The following is a 16,945-nucleotide window of genomic DNA, read 5'->3' as shown; positions in this document are numbered from 1 at the left end:
CCTCGCGCTCACGCTGGCGAAACCCCGGCGTCGGCCGCCATCGATTCGAGTTCATCGAGCCGAACGACGTCAACGTCACCCAGCGTATCGCGACGACGGACCTCGTCGACTATCGCGTCGAAGTTCGATATTTCGGAGTCCGTGGACAGATTGTGATGGGTGACACACAGGACGCCGCCGTACCGAACCGCCCGATCGAGCAGCCTCGAGAAGTCCGACGGCGAGGGATCACCGTCGGCCGGGATCAGATGGAGGTTCGATGGGAGCGGTCCGGGCTGCCAGTCCCACGCCCGCCCGGTAACGTAGACGTCGGAAGCGATCGATAACACGCGTTCGTCGACTGCGTTGTACGGGTACGCGAGGTGACGCGCTCCGTCGGCGAATCCCCGATCGACGAGCCACTGTTTCGCGCCGCGCATCCGGCGTTCGATCGCCTCGGGGTCCGAAAGGGTAGTCAGATCCGTGTGTTCCGTCGTGTGCGAGCCGATCAGCCAGTTTCCGCGCTGGAGTTCGCCGAGTTGGCTCTCGTCGAGCTTTCCTTCGCTCCCGATCGTGTCCGTGTTCACGTAGGTGATCGCCGGGTAGTCGTACCGCGAGAGGGACCGAAACCCCTCCGAGAGATCGGACTCGTTGCCGTCATCGAACTGGAACACAACCGTCGCCGTCTCCGGAACCGGGACGCGGCGAGGGTAGTCGAGATAGATAGTTTCCGTCCCGGAGTCGTCCCTCGGTCCCGCCCGAAACGAGAGTCGTTCGATCCGTTCCAGATCGACGGTCGCGTTGTCGACGCGAGGGTTCACAGTTCCGAAGTCGACCTGAACCAGCTCGGTTCGGCTCCGGATGACCGTCCGGGTCCGGAATCGGTTCCCGTCGACGTCCTGCAGGTCCAAGTAGAGAAACTCGCTCGCCGCCGGCCCGTCCGCCGCGACGTGGCAGGCCGGACGAGCGCGGCTAAAATCGACCGGCTCCGCCAGAGGGACGTGGAGCCAAGTGCCGCCCGCGCTGGTTTCGAGCGCACCGCACTGCGTCCCGGTGACGTGCCGCTCCGTGTCGGCGGAGAGACGCCCGCCGACAGATTTGATCACTGACAGCTCCTCGAACAGTTCCGGGCCGAGTTCAGCCGCGGGTGGCTCGGGGGTGCCGACGGTTTCGTTTGACGAGTTCCGGTCGCTTGTGTTCTCATCCACGCTTCCACCAGAGCTAACGCAGCCGCTGATACCGGTGATAGCGGCACCACCGACGGCGGCGATCAGGTCCCGTCGACGTGGCGCATCCGAGACGTGTTTGTCGTACATCAGTTCCTTCGAAGAAAGAATAACAGTTGTATTGTTATTCCCTGTCTACGGATCGCGGGACGGAGTAGGTGCCCGTGAACCGATCAGCGGAGTCACACCGATCGAGCCAGCGCCGGCTGTCGGAAGACGGTGAGCGCGGGGCTACATCGCGTTCCGTTAGCGCGCCAGACAGAGCCAATATGGGGATCAGCGAAATAGAAGAGAGGCGAGACGTTCGGGAAGCGGTTACTCGTTTCCGAACATCTGGCGCATGAGTAGTTGGCTGTATTTAATTTATGAACACAATATGAGATAGGCCGAAAAGATCGTAATCCGGAGCGTGTCGGGATGGTTCAGATCTTCGGGCGCGGGTCCATTGGCAGTATCGTTTGTCATTGATCTGGAGCACCTCGTTCGGGAAGCGCTCGATATGGTCTTCGAGATCGGTGAACTCGATTCCGGTCACGTCCTTCGCGTGCCGGTGGTGTCCCGATTCACTCGTCCTCGTCGAGCAATTGTTGAGGAAGTTCCGCACCGTGCTTGACCAATTCGGAATCGAACGAGACGAGGGTTGTGTCGGCAGCGTCGGCTGCCGAAAGGATCATCGCGTCCATGGGGTACAACAGACTTTCCGATTGGAGGCGGTTCGACGCCATCATATCGGAGGCGTCTGGAAAAGTCACGGTCATACGAGAGGTAACTCGGTTCTCGATGGCATCGATTCGGTCCCGTTCGAACCGTTTCTTTTTGCTCAGAACACTCCGTAGTTCCATGAGGCTGAGAACCGAAACGAGTGGGTCGTCAATTTGATCAAGCAGTTCGATTGCTTCATCAGACCGATCGGTATCCCGAGTAACTGCTGCGACGAGAACGTTAGTGTCTAGGAGTACTCTCATAACCGTTCGCGGACGTCACGAACGGCCTCGACGGAGTCAACCTCGACGTCGAGTCCCAGCTCTGAGAGTGCCTGTCCGAGCGGGACCGTCTCGTCATCATCGGGGTCCGAGGAAACGAACTCCTCGAAGTCGTCCGAAGTGAGACTCATACCGAACTTTGCCCACCGACTCGCAAAAGACTACTGGTGGTCCCGTTATCCGTGGTAATGGGGTACTACTCGAATTTACGCCGATCACCCCCAGATGAAAGACAACTGAGGAGAGAGCAGCCACTCAGGGTCAAAAAAAGAATATAAAAAGTGTCGATGTTCGCTACTCGTTTCCGAACATCTGGCGCATCATCGGATGCATCTCCATCAGCTGCTCTTCGGCTATCTCCTCGTACAGCTTGTACGTGATAGAGACCGCAAGCAGCAGTCCGGTTCCGGAGACCTGGCCGATGGTGCCGAGCAGGTTCGCCATCACGGCGAGCAGCCCAACGAGGGCGCCGCCGATGACGGTCACCTGTGGGATGTACCGCTCCATGACCTTCTCGACGACCTGCGGGTTCCGGCGGAACCCGGGGATCTGCATCCCGGAGTTCTGGATCTGCTTCGCGGTCGCCTCCGGTCCCATGCCGGTGGTCTCGACCCAGAAGATCGCGAAGATGGCGCCGCCGACGATCATGAACGTTAGGTCGACGCCGAGCCGGATCGCGATCATCCACGGTTCGACGGACGCCGGGATCTCGCCCAGGAACCACATCCACTGGTCGCGGCTCTGAATGGGGTTCAGGTAGTAGAACAGCCCGCTGATGGGCTGGCCTTGGTTACTGTAAGTACCGAGGAAGGCAGGCATCCCCGCCCACTGCGAGGAGAGGATCTGGCCGAGGAACTGGATGTTCGCCTGTAGCGCGCGAACGAGGATCATCGGCAGGACGGACGCGTAGATGAGCTTCACGGGGAAGCGTCCGCGAGCGCCCTTCACGCGGGCGTGCGACAGCGGGATCTCGACGCGGACCGACTCCGCGTACACGACGATCCCGAAGATGAACACCGTGGTGAAAAGCGCCAGAATGTTCCCCGGATCGAACAGCAGGTTCTGGAGTCCCTCCGCGGTGAACGGCGACAGCGAGGCCGGCACGTCACCGACGATGACGCCGTACCAACTCGCGAAGAAGCCGGGTCTGCCGAGCGCGGAGAAGCTGAAGAAGCCGCCGACGATCTGCTGGCTCACCGACGCGATGATGAACAGCCCGACGCCGGAACCGACGCCCCACTTGCTCACGATCTCGTCCATGAACAAGATGAGGACGCCACCGACGAAGATCTGCGCGAAGATCAGCACCTGTACGCCGAAGGTTCCCATCGGGATCCCCGCCTTGGTGAGCGCCTCCGCGACCGCGGGATCGGCCGGAAGGAAGCCACCGGTGAACACCATCGGCGCCGCCGTCAGCGCCGAGACGATGATCACCAGCAGCTTCTGGAGCCCTTGGTAGAGGACCTGATCGCGCGGATCGTTCTCCGTGTCGAGCCCGAGGAGGTTCGCACCGCCCAGCAGCTGGAGGACGATGGACGCCGTGACGATCGGTCCGATACCGACCTGTAACAGCGACCCTGACGACCCGGCAAGCACCGACCGGAACTGCCCGAAGAAGTCGGAGCTCTGACCCACATCCAACCCGAACGGGTTGATGTTGGTCAGGAAGAAGTAGACGATCAGGATCCCTGCCGTCCACATAAGCTTCCGCTTGAACGGGACGTGTCCCGCGGGTCGCTCCACGACGGGCATCCGCGAGAGCACCGGTTCGGCGGCCTCCTTCCAGCTCATATTACGCCTCGTCGTTCTCGTCGTCGGAAGTGTTTTCCGGTTCGTCAGCGGGCTCTTCGGCGCGCTCGGAGAGCGTCGCCTCGCCGCCGGCCTCCTCGATGAGTTCGACCGCACCGGCGGTGAACGCGTCCGCCGTGACGTGGAGCTCGCGGCGGACCTGTCCGCCGCCGAGCACCTTCACGACGTCCGCCTCGTGGCCGTCCTCGACGACGTCGCGCGCGTCGAACACGTACGCGTCGCCGTCCTCCTCGGCGAGGTCGTCCGCGGCGTACAGCGCCGCGTCCTCGTCGAGCTTCTGGACTTTCACTTCGAGAACCTCGGTCTGAGCGTCCTCGGGGCGCTTGAACCCGTGCTTGCCGAGCGGACCGTAGTTGTGGTACTCGTGTTTCGCGCGGCCGGCCGCGCCGCGGCCGCCGCGGTGCCCGGCGCCGCGCCGGTTCTTGTGCGTGCCACCGCCGTGGGTACGGGACCCGCGCTGTCGACGTTTCTTGCTCGTCATCGCATCGCCTCCAGGAGACTGTCGATCTCCTCGGTGTCGTGTTTCCCGAGTTCGCCGCCCTCGATCACGGGGTGTTTAATTCCCTCGTGACCGCCGCGGGGCGCGTGGAGCCGGAGCGTCGGGGAGAGGCCCTGATCGCGCAGGGTCGTCTCCTCGTCGACGAGCGCCTCGGCCAGCGCCTCCAGGTCGGCGTAGTCGGTGTTGTCGTCGATCCACTCGTCGTCGACGTCGGCGGAGCCTTCCAGCGGCTCGCCGCGCCGCGCGATCGTTCGCGCGACGGCCTCGACGCTCGGTTCCCCGAACGCGACGACGTCATTGACCTTGGTGATCATGCCGCGGTACGAGTCCGTCTCGGGGACGAACGTCGCGTGGTTGACGCGCCCGACGTTCAGCATGTCGAGCGTGTCCTCGACGCCGTAGTCGAGGTTGACGTCGCCGCGGAGCTGGACGATCGCCTGCATCACTCGCTCACCTCGTCGTAGTGGACTTCGCGCGCGTGCTGCGGCGTACGCGACTGCGCCGCGTTCTCTAAGGCGTTGAACGTCGCCTTCGCGAGGTTCACCGTCGTACGGGTGTTTCCGTCGGAGTTCGTCCAGGCGTCCTCGACGCCGGCGAGCTCCAAGATGTTGCGGACCGTCTCCGCGGCCGCGAGGCCCAGCCCCTGCGGGGCGGGCTTGATCTCGACGGTGACGGAGCCGGCCTTCCCCGTCGCCGTGCGGGTCAGGGAGTTAGTGCCGCCGGGCTGGTCCTCCCAAGAACCGGAGCCGCGGTCGACCGAGATGATGTTCAGCTTCGCGACGTCGATCGCCTTCTGGATCGCGCCGCCGACCTGGTCGTCCCGGGCCTGGGCGTAGCCGAGGTAGCCGTCGCGGTTGCCCACGGCGACCACGCAGCGGAACTTCACGCGGCGGCCCGAGTCGGTCATGCGCTGGACCATGTTGATGTCCAGCACCTCGTCTTCCAGCCCCGGGAGGAGCTGGTCGACGATCTCCGCCTCCTTCAGCGGGAGGCCGGAGTCGAGCGCCTGTTCCATCGACGTGATGTCGCCGTCCTGTACCTTGCGGCCGAGTCGCGTCCGCGGTTCCCAGCCGTCGTTGTGTCTACTCATGGTCCTCCTGAATTGTCGCGAGCACGTCGTCGAAGTGCTCGGGTAGCTCGCTGGCGTCGAACTCGCCGCTGTACAGCGGCTCGTCGAGCTGCTCGGCGTAGTCGGCGATGTGCTCGCCGCGCGTGCGCGACCAGTCGGCCAGCACGTCGTCGTTGTGCGGGATCTCGAGACCCGCGTCGATCGCTCCTTCCTGTACCGCGAACGTCTTGTTGCCGGGCGTCGCCGTGTTGAGCCCGATGTCGAGGACGGCCTCGTCGAGGCCGGCGTCGACGGCGCGGGCGCCCGCGAGGAAGCCGGTGAGGTACGCGCTGGGGAGGTTGCCCGTGGGGGCGTCCCAGCCGTACTCGCCGAGCTCCTCGCTGGAGGCGGCCGCGTGGGTCTCGTCGCCGTCGGGTCCGGGGGTCACCAGCTGCGCCCTGACGTGAGCGTTGCTCACCCGGGCGACCAGGCGAGGCTTGCCCGATTTCAGCAGGCGCAACCTCTGATGGTAATCCGTCCGGACCTCGCGGCGGCGCCGCATCGGCACCTTGTATCGTGGTCCTGTCGCCATTAGTCCGTCACCTCGTAACCGTACTGCGTCCGAATGTACGCCTCGAGACGGGCGACGTCCTCGAAGTCTCCGCCGCTCGCCTTGTTGTAAAGCGTGCGGTACTCGGAGGCGTCGAGTACGTCTTCCTCGTCGCGAAGCTCCTTCAGGCGGGCCCGCTGTGCGCGGATGCGCGCCTTCCAGTCGTCTTTCGTGTCCTGCCGCGCGCCGGAGCGACCCTTCCGGGTACCGGCGCCCGACTGATGCCCGTACGAGCGCTTGTCGGCGCGCTCGCGGGCGCGACCGCGCGAGTTCGTCTTCTCGTCTTTCGCGCGGATCGTTCCCTGTTCGATGAGTTCGCGGACGTCCTCTCGCGTGATGGCGTCCTCGATCTCCTCCTGTGCGTCGGGGTCGAGCCAGACGCGGCGCTTGCCGACGTCTAGCTCGTCCGCCGCGAGCCGCTTTTGTGCTTTCAGGTCACTCATCGTCGACCTCCACTTCGACGTAGGTCGGGTTCAGCACGCGGATCTCGCGCTCCTCCGCCTCGTCTTCGATCAGTTCGCGCTTGCGACCGCCGACCTTCGAGGCGATACGCACCGCCTGCGTGTCGCCGTCGACGCCCTCGAGGTCGTCCGTGTTGTGAACGCGGACCTCCTCGAAGCCGCTCGGGTGCAGGTCGCGCGACGCCGTGGGCGAACGGAAGCCGGCCTCGACGACCGGTCCCTTCGAGTTCATGCGGCGGCGCTGTTTGGAGAGCCCGCCGCGCGGCTTGCGCCACGACGTCGGGATCCGCTTTTTCTTGTGGTAGTCCTGCCGGTTGAACTGCGGTTTCCCCTCGCGGTGCTTCTGTGCGAGCGCGCGAGCGGTTTCGTCGTCCAGTTCCGGCGTCTTGTCGGCGTGACCGCGGGGGCGAAGCTCCGTCTCGACGGTCTCGTCGGCGTCGGCCTCGTCGGCCGCCTCCTCCTCGTCCGTCTCGTCTTCGATCTCCGCGTCCGCCTCCTCGTCGACCTCCAGCCCGCCGACGTCGGCCTTGATACGCGCTGCGAGCGCGTTGCCGACGCCGTCGACCTCGGAGAGCTCCGACTGGGAGGCGGCCTTCACGTCCTCGACCGTCTCGTAGCCGGCCTCGCGAAGGGCGTCCGCCTTCGAGGGACCGACACCGCTGATGTCTTCCAGTTCGTCTGCCATCGGTTAGGCACCTCCGGTGGGTTTCTCGACGATGTACACGCCGTCTTGGAAGACGCGCGTGTCCTTGTCGGTCACCTTCGTCAGCTGCTCGATGTCGGCGGCGGTCTGCCCGACGGCCTCCTTGTCGGAGCCCGAGAGCGTGACCGTCTCGCCGTCGACCTGTACGTCCGTGTCTCCGCGGATCGGGGTGCGCCGCGCGGCGCTCTCTCCGAGGAAGTTCTCGATGACGACCTCGTCGCCCTCCACGGTCACCTGCATCGGGAAGTGGGCGTAGTACACTTCCATCGCGTACTCCCAGCCCTCGGTGACGCCGTGGATCATGTTGGCGACGTGGCTCTCGAAGGTGCCGACCGTGGCGTTGGTCTTCGCGTCCTCGTTCTCAGCGGTGATGACCACCGCGCCGTCGTCGACGGAAACGTCGATGTCGGGGTACCAGAGGCGTCGCGTGACGCTCCCGTTAGGCCCCTCGACGGTGAGTTCGAGGTGATCGGTCTCGGCGGAGACGTCGTCCGGAATCTCGATTTCGACTCTGTTCATTGTTAGTAGACGTATGCGATCACTTGGCCGCCGATGCCCTCCTCGCGGGCCTCGTAGTGGCTCATGACGCCGTGGCTCGTCGTGACGATGAGGGTCCCGTAGTCACGGGCGGGGAGGTATCGCTTCTCCCACTTCTCGAACTCGTCCGCACCCGCCGAGTAGCGGGGCTTGACGGCGCCACACTCGTTGATCGCGCCTTTCAGTTCGACCTCGAACTTCCCGGCCTTCCCGTCGTCGACGTACTCGAAGCCGCCGACGTACCCGCGGTCGTAGAGGACCTCGAGGACGGAGCCGATGATGTTCGAAGCGGGCTCTACCGTGTACGACAGGTGGCCAACGCTCTCGGCGTTGTCCATGCCGGCGAGCGCGTTGGTGAATGGATCGTTTCCCGTCATGATCAGCTGTACTTCTCGAATCCCATGTCTCGGGCGACCTCGCGGAAGCACTGCCGGCAGAGGTTGATGTCGTACTTGCCGACGAGTCCCTGCTCGCGGTCGCACCGCCGGCACGTGTGCCGGGAGTCGGTGCGCTTCGCGGCGTGCTCGCCCGTGTCGTTGTTCGCTTCGCTCATTCGGTTACCTCGACATCGAAGTTCGTTTCGAGGAACGCGGCCGCGTCCTCGGCTGTCATCCGGTGGCGAGCGGGGATGGTCCCCGTCGCCTTGTCGCGCTTCGAGACGCGGTAGCCGGGACGGACGATCGTCGTCGTCACGTCGAGGCCGTAGATCCCGGTGTTGGGATCGTACTCCTGGCTCGGGAAGTCGGTGTGGTCCTCGACCCCGAAGCTGAGGTTACCCGTGTCGTCGAACTGGCTCCGGCCGATCTCGACCAGCTCCAGCGCGGTCTCGAGGAACGCGTGCGCGTCCTCGCCCCGCAGCGTCACCTTCACGCCGATCGGGTCGCCCTTGCGGATCCCGAACTCGGCGATGGTGCGCTTCGAGGTGGTCCGGACCGACTGCTGGCCCGTGATCTCCTCGATGATCTCCTCGGCGTCGGCGAGGGGTTCACCGCCCTGCCCGACGCCCATGTGGACGACGACCTTCTCGAGGTACGGCTCGCGCATCTCGTGGTCGGCGCTTTCGGCTTCACTCATCCGAATCACCCGCCTCGTCGTCGTCCGTGAAGTTCTCGTCGATCACGACGACGTACTCCTCGACCGTCTCGTAGCCGCCGTCCTCGCTTGCGACGGTCACGGTGTTGTCTCCGGAGCCGAGCGTCACGTCGATGTCGTCGATCTCGCCGATCTGGCCGGCGTGCTGGCCGGCGACGGCGGTGACTAAGGCGCCCTCCTCGTACTCGAAGTGGGCGACGATCTCCTTCGTCTCGTTGTCGACGACGATCGAGTCGTTCGTGTCGTAGTCCGCGTCGTCGTCGACGCGGACGTTCGTCCCGTCGTGGAGCGTCAGCTGGACGACCCCGCCGGGGACGACGGTCTTGTTCGTGATCTTCCCGAGCCGGCTGCCCGCGGCCTCCTCGTCGACGGGGGTCAGCGCGAGCCGACCGCCCTCGTCGGGGAAGACGCGGAAGAACTCCCCGCGCTCGGGGAACGCCAGGATGTCGAACATCCCGATCGGACGCTGCTCGTCCGAGATTGCGTCCCCGTTGACGAGGATCGAGTCGTTGTTCAGCGCGTAGCGCGCCTCCTTCGTCGAGTCGACGTAGCCGAGCACGTCCCGCAGCAGGACGACGAGCGGAACGCCCGCCTCGCCGTGCGGGCCCGCGCCCGCCTTCACCGTGAACGTGTCCGTCTTGCGCTCGACCGGCCAGGAGTTCGGTACTGACAGTCGCTTCTGGTGTCGCGTCATTCGTTATCCTCCTGGAGCCGCGCCTCGCGGCGCTCGTCTTCCAGGTCCAGTTCGGTCACCCGGACGTTGCTCGCCGGGATGGGGCGGGGAACCTCCTCCCCGTCCGCCTTCTCGACGGTGACGCCCTCGACCGTGATCCGCTCGGCGGACAGGTCGACGGAGACGACCTCCGCCTCCGTGCCGGCCGCGTCGCCGCGAAGCACCTCGACGGTGTCGCCGGCGTTGACGCGGACGTTCCGCTGTCCGTACTCCTCGCGGAGATCCTCGGTGAGGGTGGCCCGGACCTGATTCTGCCGCTCGTGGAGCGGCGCGGTCTCCGACCGTTTTCGCTGTTTGCGTGGCTGTTTCGTCATAGTTAGACGATCATCGTCGCGGTCGAGGCGATGCTCCCGAACCGTTCGGCGACCTCGCGGGCGACGGGGCCTTTGATCTCCGTGCCCCGCGGCTCCTCGAGGTCGTCGATGATGACGGCCGCGTTGTCCTCGAACTTCACGCGCGTGCCGTCCGGACGGCGGATCGGCTTGCGCTGGCGGACGACGACCGCCTCCAGCACCTGCCGCCGCATCTCCGGGGTCCCTTTCGTGACCGAGACGGTCACCTTGTCGCCGATACCTGCCTTCGGGTGGCGGTTCTTCGTGCCGGAGTAGCCCGACACGGAGATCACCTTCAGCTCACGGGCGCCGGTGTTGTCGGCGCACGTGATCAGCGAGCCCTTCGAGAGCCCCTGCGTGACGTCGGCCTTGAGCGCCTCCATCACAGATCACCCGACAGGTTCTCGACGACGACGTGGGACTTCGTCTTCGAGAGCGGTCGCGTCTCCGCGATTTTCACTTCGTCACCGACTTCGAGCGAGTCGAGCACGCCCGGCACGTGGGCCGGGATGCGCGAGCGACGCTTCATGTACCGGTCGTATTTCGGTACGAACACGTCGTACTCTCGCTCGACGATGACGGTCTTTGCCATATCCGTCGACACGACCGTCCCCTCGCGGGTCTGGCCGCGGACGGAGAGCTGCCCGTAGAACGGGCACTTCTCGTAGTCGTAATCCTCCGGGTTGTCTGGCTCCGGAGGCGTGGGTACGTCGATTCCTATCGCCATTGTGTGGCACCTCGTTCGGTGCGTTCGGCGGGCCGATGTCGCAACCGATCGCCATCCACCGTCGCGTAGACCGCGTCTTTGCACTCGCCTCGTCGGCTCGCCGGACCCGCGCAGTCACCGTCGACGGCGCTTGTGGACCCGGACGGGCCAGACTGACGGGGGCGAACCCCCGTAGTATCCGACCCGAGTTGGGACGCGGACCCCGGCGACTGCCCGTCGCCGGCGGCTTCATCTGTGCGAGCGGTCGGCGTCTCGACGACGCCGAACTCGAACGTCGCGCCCGACTTGGGCACGCGCTTGTCCCCCGACCCCGTCCGGACCACGAGGGTGCCGAACGTCTCGTCGAGCACGCGACCGGCGATGCCCACGCGGGCGTCGCTGTCGGCGTCGACCACCCGAACCGGGAGGCCGAGGAGTTCGTGTCGAACGAGTGTGTCGGGGGAGATCATCTCACTGTTCCTCGTCGAAGTCGCCTTCTTCCGCCTGAATCGTCTTGATCCGCGCGATGGTCTTCTTCAGCTCGTTGACGCGCCCCGGGCTCTCCGGCATGCCGCCGGCCGCCCGCTGCGCCTTCGAGTTGAGCAGCTCGGTCTCGAGCTCCTCGAGTTCGACCTCCCGCTCCGCCGCGGTCATGTCGCGGATCTCGTCGGTGTAGAGGATCGCCATTTACTCGTCCTCCTCGTCTTCCTCGTCGGCCGCCTCCATCTCCGCGACGAGGTCGGCCGCCTCGGATTCGATCTCTTCGTCGAGCTCGTCGAGCTCGTCCGCCTCGACGTCCTCGTCGACCGGCTCCTCCGCGGCGACGTCGGTCGCCTCGGCGGCCGTGTCCTGCGTCTCCTCGACGACCTCTTCGACGACCTCCTCGTCGATGACCTCCGCGGGGTCCTCGTCGGGGAGGTCGACGTCCTCGTCGTCGCCCACGTCGGGGACCTCCTCCGGCTCCTCCTCGAGGAGGGCCTCGACGCCCTCGTCGTCGCCGGCGGCCGCCGCCTGCTCGACCTCCGGCACCTCGGCGTCCTCGCGGACCTCGAAGTCGTCCGGGAGCGTCGCGCCCGGCGGGATGATCTTCACGTTGACGCCGATCGTCCCGAGCTTCATGACGGCGACGCCCTGGCCGTGGTCGACGACCTCCTCCGCCGGCTCGCCGTTGTGCTTGATGTAGCCGCGGTTGAACTTCTCGACGCGCGAACGCGCGCCGGTGACCTTCCCGGACAGGACGATCTCGGCGCCCAGCGCGCCCGCGTCCATGATCCGGTCGATCGTCGTGTGACCGGCCTTCCGGAAGTACCAGCCGCGTTCTAAGGCGTTCGCGAGACGGTCCGCAACGATCTGGGCGTTCAGGTCCGGCTCGTCGACCTCCTGAACGTCGATCTGCGGGTCGTCCATGTCGAAGCGGTCCTCGAGCTCGGTGGTGATCTTGCGGATGTTCTTCCCGCCCTTCCCGATCACCATGCCGGGCTTTTCGGCCTTTAAGACGATCTGTGTGCCCATCGGCGTCTGGGCCACGTCCATCCCGCCGTAGCCGGCGCGGCCGAGCTCGTCCGCAAAGAACTCGTTGATCTGGGAACGGCGAAGGCCGTCCTCGATGAATTGGTGTTCGTCAGCCATTAGTTGTCAGCCTCCGGCTCCTCGATGATCAGTTCGACGTCCGCGAGGGTGGTGTTCCACTCCGTCGCGCCCGCGGCGCGGGGGTTCCGGCCGGGCCGTTCCCCGACCTTGTGGGGCGCGACGTGTTTGATGACCATCTCCTCGCCGTCGAACCCCTGTTCGTCGGCGTTGTTCTTGACGTTCTCCAAGAGCTTGAGGAAGTCCTTGGCGGCCTTCTCGGGGTACCGTCCCGCGTCCCAGCCGTCGATGTCGGAGCGGTGGCCCGCGCCGGCGTTGTGCTGGCGCATCGGCACCGAGGTCTCCTCGTCGATCACTTCGTGGAGGAACTCCTCCGCGTCGGCGACCGTCTCGCCTTTGATCTCTCGGGAGATCTCCTTGCTGTCCTTCACGCTGATGGGCCGGTCGCGGAGCATCCCCTTGGCGGTGGTCTCCGGGTCGGCCTCGACGCTGTAGTTGATTCCCATGGGTTACTTGAGGGGCACGAACTTCGAGGACCGGGTCGCGCCGATGCCGGCCTGACCGTGTTCGACGGTGCTTCGCGTGAGGTGGAACTCACCGAGGTAGTGCCCGATCATCTCGGGCTCGACCTGGACGCGCTCGAAGCTGTGTCCGTTGTACACGGAGAAGGTGACGCCGACGAACTCCGGCAGGATCGGCATGTCGCGCAGGTGCGTCCGGATCGGGTCGTCCGCCGTCGTCTCCTTGTCGCGGCTCCGCACCGTCTCCAGCAGCTTCTGCTGTTCGGTGCTGAGTCCGCGAACGATGCTTCGCCGCTGGCGTGCGGGGAGCAGTTCCGCGACCTCGTCTACGTCCATCTCCTGCAGCTCGTCGAGCGAGTGACCGCGGTAGGCGAACTCCTTGCCCTCGCGGCCGGTACGGTAATCTGAACTCATTTGTTGCTACCTCGTCCGGTGCGCTTGGATGCGATGTCACCGACCTTCCGTCCCGGCGGGGCGTTCCGCGAGACGGACTTCGGCTGGCCGGGGTGTTGGCGACCACCGCCACCGAAGGGGTGGTCGACGGCGTTCATCGCGACGCCGCGCACGCGCGGGTATTTGGTCCCCCGCGCTTTCATCTTGTGGTGCTTGTTGCCGGCCTTGACGAAGGGCTTCTCCGTCCGGCCGCCGCCCGCGACCACGCCGATCGTGGCGCGGCACTGCGGGTCGAGTCGCTTCACTTCGCCGCTGGGAAGCTGGACGACCGCGACGTCGCGGTCGTGGGTGAGGAGCGTCGCGGACACGCCGGAGGCGCGCGCGAACTTCCCGCCGTCCCCGCGGTTGCTCTCGACGTTACAGACCGGGACGCCCTCGGGGATCTCCGCCAGCGGGAGCGTGTTGCCCGGCTTGATCTCCGCGGAGACGCCGACCTGAATCGTCTCGCCCACGCGCACGCCTTCCGGCGCGAGCACGAGCCGACGGTCGTCGTCCTCGAACTCGACCTCCGCGAGGGGGGCCGAGCGGGCCGGGTCGTGTTCGATCCCGACGATCTCGCCGGTGATCGTGTCCACGTCTTCGAGCTTCTTGTGCGACAGTTCCGCCTTGTAACGGTGCGAGGGGGCCCGAAACGTCGGGCCGCCGCGTCCGCGCCGTTGTCCTTGAATTCGTCGTCCCATCTCAGAACACCCCGATGCGCGAGGCGATTTCGGTCGCGTCGTCGTCTTCCGACAGGGTGACGATCGCCTTCTTCTCGCCCTGCGGCGTCACCTGTGTGTTGACGCCGACGACGCCCACGTCGTAGCGCTCCGCGACCTCGGAGCTGATCTCCGGCTTGGTCGCGTCCACGTCGACGAGGAACAGCAGCTTGTTGTTGAAGTCCATCTCGTTCATCGCCTGCTCGGTGACGATCGGATGCTCGATGATCGAGTTCATCGGTCGGCCACCTCCGAGACGGCGCTTTCGGTCCACAGCGTGAGTCGGCCCGGGTGCGCGCCCGGCGCGAGGTCCTCCGCGTTGACCTCGGCGGCAGTCGCGACGTCGACGCCCGCTAGGTTGCGGGCGGCGCGGGACGGCTCCTCGCTGGTGACGACGAGCACGGACTTCGGCTGACGGTACTTGCGGCCGCGGGCCTTCCCCTGTCCGGCGCGGACGGAGCGGCCCTCCTCGGCGCGTTCGATGTCGGCGTCGGCGCCGACGGCTTCGAGCACGCCCAGAGCCTCCTGGGTCTTGTTGAGGTCCTCGAACTCGTCGCTCACGACGAGCGGGAGGTCGAGGTCGTCGTCGAACGCGTGGCCGCGCTCGGCGACCAGCTCGGCGTCGGTCGTGGCCGCGATGGCCGACCGGATGGCGAACTGTCGCTCCTTGTCGTTCAGTTTCTTCGTCTGGTCCTTCTCGGCCTTCGGCGGGTGCGCGGCGCGGCCCGACACGGCGTGCGGGACGCGACGGGCGACATTCTCGGAACGCGGCACGTGCGCGAGCCCGCGGCCGGAGCCGAACGATTCGGCGGGCGTCCGCAGCCCGGCGAACTCGTCTGCCCCGTAGGCCTGCTTTCGGTTGGCCTGAGCGGCGCCGACCGCGCGACCGATGAGGTCCGGTCGGAACGCGGTGTCGAAGACGGCCGGCAGCTCGACGCTGCCCGCCTCGTCGCCGTCCAGGTCGTGTACTGTTGCGTTCATTGGTTATCCCTGGTTGGATTCGGTGGAAACGTACCGGACCTCGGGGTCGAGGCGCGGCTGGTCGTTCGGCCGGATGGCCGGGCGGAGTCGAAGCAGGCGCTGGTCCGGTCCCGGCAGCGAGCCCTTGATCAGCGCGTACTCGCCGTCGACCTCGCCGTAGTTGACGAAGCCGCCGTCGACGGAGGCGTCGTCGCCCTCGCCGAAGTCGATGAGGCGCTTGTTGAGCTCGGTGCGCTGGTGGTAGCCGGTCTGCCCCTGCTGGGGCACGGTGGAGCGGACGCGGGAGGGGTTCCACGGACCGAGGTTGCCGATCCGGCGCCGCCATCCCTGACGGGCGTGTTTGCCCTTCCGCTTCTGGACGCCCCAGCGCTTGACGGGACCCTGCGTCCCCTTCCCCTTCGTGATGCCGGAGACGTCGGTGTACTGGCCCGCGCGGAAGACGTCGCCGAACTCGTGGGCGCCGCCCTCAGCGACGAGGTCTAGCGCGAAGTCGGCGCGCTCCTCTAAGGAGCCGCCGCCGACGCGCGTCTCCATGACGTCGGGCTTCTTTTTGGGGACGTTCGAGAGGTCCGAGGGGGCCGTGTGCGTGATGACGCGCACGTCGTCGACGACGTCGTCGTCGAGCAGCGCGCGAAGCTCGTCGGCGTCCTCCTCGAATGTTTCCTCGGCCGGCAGGTCGAGCGCGCGGTCGAGCTCCTCGTGGAACTCGGTCGCCCAGACCTCTTCGACCGGTTTCTGTCCGTACGGCGTGTTCTCGTAGGCGCGCACGGCGACGGCGTACATCTGCGGCGTCTCGACGACGGTGACGGGGACGGCCTCTTCCATCCCTTCACGCGGCGAGTTCGCCTCGTCGTTGACCATCATGACGTGGGTCATCCCGGCCTTGTAGCCGGCGAATCCCTGCAGCGCAGGGGCCCCGTCGTCTTCTGGCCACGAACGGATGCGCGGCACCTCGCTGTCAGCGCGGGTCCGCGGGCCGTAGCCCAGCGAGCCTTTTCGTGGTCGGCTTGGTTGTGGCATGTGTTTACTCCGTGAGTGTGAGCGAGCCGAGAGTCGTGAACAGAGCCTCCTCCGTCCGGACCACCTCGCTCGCCTGTGCCGGGATCGTGTTCAGCCAGAGGTCGAACCCCGGATCGGGTTCGACCGAGCGGCCGTCGGCGACGGCCGCCCGAATGCGGTCGGGCGAAAGCCCGAGCATCTCCGGAAGCCCCCGCTCGGGCGCCCCGAAGGCGACGGTGTAACCGCCGGCCTCGCGGGCGTCCGAGACGAGGTCGCCGAGCCGCGAGACGGAGAGCGGTTCTCCGTGTCGCGACGTCGCGACGGCCAGTCCGTCGCCGGCGAGCGCTTCCGACAGGTCCGCGGCCACGACCTGGAAGCCCTCCTCGGGCTTCCCGGCGATGCGGGCGCGGACCGGTTCTCTCGAAGAGACCCTGATGGTGACGCGCTCCCCCTGCTCGACCTCCATTCCGGAGGGAACGAGCAGGGAGATCGGGTGTTCCCGCAGCGGGGAATTGACCCGGACGCGGCCTTCAGGTCCGACCTCGGTCACGAGTCCCTGTGTTTTCGACTCTTCCCCGCTAGGGGTCGAGCCGGTCCGCCACGGCACGCGGAGCGGGGGGAGCACACCGACGTACCGGAGTTCGTCGCGCTGCCCCCAGAGGTCCTTCCGGAGCTCCGGCGGCGTCGCGGCGTACCCCAGCACGGTGCGGACGTACTCCCCGCCCCGTCGCCCGTCGCCCTCCCGGTCTGGGAAGACGACGAGCCGATCCGCCCGGAACACCGCCGCCGCACGGGCGACGTAGCCGAGTTTGCGAGTCGCCTCGCGGTCGTCCTCGGCCTCCCGGACGAGCGAAGACGGAACACAGATCGTGAGCCCGTCTTCGGTACGCATCGTGGCGAGACTGTACACCTCGATTTCGGACGCCACCGTAAAAGGATAGCGGTCCGGATTCCCGGCTGTGCCGCGTTCACACGGGGACTGGCGGGC

28 protein-coding genes are annotated in these 16,945 nt (G+C 66.3%); all 28 read right to left on the bottom strand.

Annotated elements, in window-relative coordinates; all coding sequences use genetic code 11:
- Positions 1 to 8: 8 nt before the first annotated feature.
- The 28 genes from KI388_RS12430 to KI388_RS12295 all read right to left on the bottom strand — a co-directional run bounded on the left by KI388_RS12430 (position 9) and on the right by KI388_RS12295 (position 16,849).
- Entirely contained in the window at positions 9 to 1,085 is a 1,077-nt protein-coding gene (locus KI388_RS12430) for a polysaccharide deacetylase family protein (RefSeq protein ID WP_215086923.1), read from the bottom strand.
- Between the two features lie 683 nt (positions 1,086 to 1,768).
- Complete coding sequence (locus KI388_RS12425; RefSeq protein WP_215086922.1) at positions 1,769 to 2,170, bottom strand: PIN domain-containing protein; 402 nt, start codon at positions 2,168 to 2,170, stop codon at positions 1,769 to 1,771.
- Entirely contained in the window at positions 2,167 to 2,319 is a 153-nt protein-coding gene (locus tag KI388_RS12420; protein WP_006114452.1) for a hypothetical protein, read from the bottom strand. The genes KI388_RS12425 and KI388_RS12420 overlap by 4 nt, the downstream gene beginning before the upstream one ends.
- Before the next feature lie 163 nt (positions 2,320 to 2,482).
- Positions 2,483 to 3,979: a preprotein translocase subunit SecY gene (gene secY / locus KI388_RS12415; protein WP_215086921.1), complete on the bottom strand. Its 1,497-nt coding sequence runs from the start codon at positions 3,977 to 3,979 to the stop codon at positions 2,483 to 2,485.
- 1 nt (position 3,980) lies between these two features.
- On the bottom strand, positions 3,981 to 4,478 hold the full coding sequence (locus KI388_RS12410; protein ID WP_215086920.1) for an uL15m family ribosomal protein: 498 nt from the start codon (positions 4,476 to 4,478) through the stop codon (positions 3,981 to 3,983).
- Positions 4,475 to 4,939: a 50S ribosomal protein L30 gene (locus tag KI388_RS12405; RefSeq protein WP_215086919.1), complete on the bottom strand. Its 465-nt coding sequence runs from the start codon at positions 4,937 to 4,939 to the stop codon at positions 4,475 to 4,477. Before KI388_RS12405 ends, KI388_RS12410 begins: the two co-directional genes overlap by 4 nt.
- Positions 4,939 to 5,586: a 30S ribosomal protein S5 gene (locus KI388_RS12400; protein ID WP_215086918.1), complete on the bottom strand. Its 648-nt coding sequence runs from the start codon at positions 5,584 to 5,586 to the stop codon at positions 4,939 to 4,941. Before KI388_RS12400 ends, KI388_RS12405 begins: the two co-directional genes overlap by 1 nt.
- Positions 5,579 to 6,136, bottom strand: a complete 558-nt coding sequence (locus KI388_RS12395) for a 50S ribosomal protein L18 (protein WP_121563056.1) — start codon at positions 6,134 to 6,136, stop codon at positions 5,579 to 5,581. Before KI388_RS12395 ends, KI388_RS12400 begins: the two co-directional genes overlap by 8 nt.
- Positions 6,136 to 6,597, bottom strand: a complete 462-nt coding sequence (locus KI388_RS12390; RefSeq protein WP_215086917.1) for a 50S ribosomal protein L19e — start codon at positions 6,595 to 6,597, stop codon at positions 6,136 to 6,138. Before KI388_RS12390 ends, KI388_RS12395 begins: the two co-directional genes overlap by 1 nt.
- Entirely contained in the window at positions 6,590 to 7,300 is a 711-nt protein-coding gene (locus KI388_RS12385) for a 50S ribosomal protein L32e (RefSeq protein ID WP_215086916.1), read from the bottom strand. The genes KI388_RS12390 and KI388_RS12385 overlap by 8 nt, the downstream gene beginning before the upstream one ends.
- A 3-nt stretch (positions 7,301 to 7,303) precedes the next feature.
- Positions 7,304 to 7,837 (bottom strand): 50S ribosomal protein L6, encoded by a 534-nt coding sequence (locus KI388_RS12380; protein WP_215086915.1) that lies wholly within the window; start codon positions 7,835 to 7,837, stop codon positions 7,304 to 7,306.
- Between the two features lie 2 nt (positions 7,838 to 7,839).
- Positions 7,840 to 8,232, bottom strand: coding sequence for a 30S ribosomal protein S8 (locus tag KI388_RS12375; RefSeq protein WP_215086914.1), 393 nt, complete (start codon positions 8,230 to 8,232; stop codon positions 7,840 to 7,842).
- A 2-nt stretch (positions 8,233 to 8,234) separates the two neighbouring features.
- Positions 8,235 to 8,408 carry a 30S ribosomal protein S14 gene (locus KI388_RS12370; RefSeq protein WP_004597423.1) on the bottom strand — a complete coding sequence of 58 codons (174 nt, stop codon included), beginning with the start codon at positions 8,406 to 8,408 and terminating at the stop codon, positions 8,235 to 8,237.
- On the bottom strand, positions 8,405 to 8,929 hold the full coding sequence (locus KI388_RS12365) for a 50S ribosomal protein L5 (protein ID WP_092920474.1): 525 nt from the start codon (positions 8,927 to 8,929) through the stop codon (positions 8,405 to 8,407). Before KI388_RS12365 ends, KI388_RS12370 begins: the two co-directional genes overlap by 4 nt.
- Positions 8,922 to 9,641, bottom strand: a complete 720-nt coding sequence (locus KI388_RS12360; RefSeq protein ID WP_215086913.1) for a 30S ribosomal protein S4e — start codon at positions 9,639 to 9,641, stop codon at positions 8,922 to 8,924. The genes KI388_RS12365 and KI388_RS12360 overlap by 8 nt, the downstream gene beginning before the upstream one ends.
- Positions 9,638 to 9,994 carry a 50S ribosomal protein L24 gene (gene rplX, locus KI388_RS12355; RefSeq protein WP_215086912.1) on the bottom strand — a complete coding sequence of 119 codons (357 nt, stop codon included), beginning with the start codon at positions 9,992 to 9,994 and terminating at the stop codon, positions 9,638 to 9,640. The genes KI388_RS12360 and rplX overlap by 4 nt, the downstream gene beginning before the upstream one ends.
- 2 nt (positions 9,995 to 9,996) lie before the next feature.
- Positions 9,997 to 10,395: a 50S ribosomal protein L14 gene (locus KI388_RS12350; protein WP_004597429.1), complete on the bottom strand. Its 399-nt coding sequence runs from the start codon at positions 10,393 to 10,395 to the stop codon at positions 9,997 to 9,999.
- Positions 10,395 to 10,739 carry a 30S ribosomal protein S17 gene (locus tag KI388_RS12345; protein ID WP_215086911.1) on the bottom strand — a complete coding sequence of 115 codons (345 nt, stop codon included), beginning with the start codon at positions 10,737 to 10,739 and terminating at the stop codon, positions 10,395 to 10,397. Before KI388_RS12345 ends, KI388_RS12350 begins: the two co-directional genes overlap by 1 nt.
- Positions 10,730 to 11,188, bottom strand: a complete 459-nt coding sequence (locus KI388_RS12340) for a ribonuclease P protein component 1 (RefSeq protein ID WP_215086910.1) — start codon at positions 11,186 to 11,188, stop codon at positions 10,730 to 10,732. The genes KI388_RS12345 and KI388_RS12340 overlap by 10 nt, the downstream gene beginning before the upstream one ends.
- A gap of 1 nt (position 11,189) precedes the next feature.
- Positions 11,190 to 11,405, bottom strand: a complete 216-nt coding sequence (gene rpmC / locus KI388_RS12335; RefSeq protein ID WP_149797584.1) for a 50S ribosomal protein L29 — start codon at positions 11,403 to 11,405, stop codon at positions 11,190 to 11,192.
- Positions 11,406 to 12,347 carry a 30S ribosomal protein S3 gene (locus tag KI388_RS12330; protein WP_215086909.1) on the bottom strand — a complete coding sequence of 314 codons (942 nt, stop codon included), beginning with the start codon at positions 12,345 to 12,347 and terminating at the stop codon, positions 11,406 to 11,408.
- Entirely contained in the window at positions 12,347 to 12,811 is a 465-nt protein-coding gene (locus KI388_RS12325; RefSeq protein WP_006630129.1) for a 50S ribosomal protein L22, read from the bottom strand. The genes KI388_RS12330 and KI388_RS12325 overlap by 1 nt, the downstream gene beginning before the upstream one ends.
- Positions 12,812 to 12,814: 3 nt before the next feature.
- On the bottom strand, positions 12,815 to 13,240 hold the full coding sequence (locus tag KI388_RS12320) for a 30S ribosomal protein S19 (protein ID WP_215086908.1): 426 nt from the start codon (positions 13,238 to 13,240) through the stop codon (positions 12,815 to 12,817).
- Positions 13,237 to 13,959, bottom strand: coding sequence for a 50S ribosomal protein L2 (locus tag KI388_RS12315; RefSeq protein ID WP_215086907.1), 723 nt, complete (start codon positions 13,957 to 13,959; stop codon positions 13,237 to 13,239). Before KI388_RS12315 ends, KI388_RS12320 begins: the two co-directional genes overlap by 4 nt.
- Before the next feature lies 1 nt (position 13,960).
- On the bottom strand, positions 13,961 to 14,215 hold the full coding sequence (locus tag KI388_RS12310) for a 50S ribosomal protein L23 (protein ID WP_215086906.1): 255 nt from the start codon (positions 14,213 to 14,215) through the stop codon (positions 13,961 to 13,963).
- The gene (gene rpl4p, locus KI388_RS12305) at positions 14,212 to 14,958 is read right to left on the bottom strand and encodes a 50S ribosomal protein L4 (protein ID WP_215086905.1); all 747 of its coding nucleotides are present in this window, start codon (positions 14,956 to 14,958) and stop codon (positions 14,212 to 14,214) included. The genes KI388_RS12310 and rpl4p overlap by 4 nt, the downstream gene beginning before the upstream one ends.
- Before the next feature lie 3 nt (positions 14,959 to 14,961).
- Entirely contained in the window at positions 14,962 to 15,978 is a 1,017-nt protein-coding gene (locus KI388_RS12300) for a 50S ribosomal protein L3 (protein ID WP_008441092.1), read from the bottom strand.
- Positions 15,979 to 15,982: 4 nt separating this feature from the next.
- Complete coding sequence (locus KI388_RS12295) at positions 15,983 to 16,849, bottom strand: putative RNA uridine N3 methyltransferase (RefSeq protein WP_215086904.1); 867 nt, start codon at positions 16,847 to 16,849, stop codon at positions 15,983 to 15,985.
- Between the last annotated feature and the right edge of the window lie 96 nt (positions 16,850 to 16,945).

This window comes from Halorubrum sp. 2020YC2 (assembly GCF_018623055.1).
Lineage (GTDB): Archaea > Halobacteriota > Halobacteria > Halobacteriales > Haloferacaceae > Halorubrum.
This window is presented reverse-complemented; position numbering and strand designations above follow the sequence as displayed.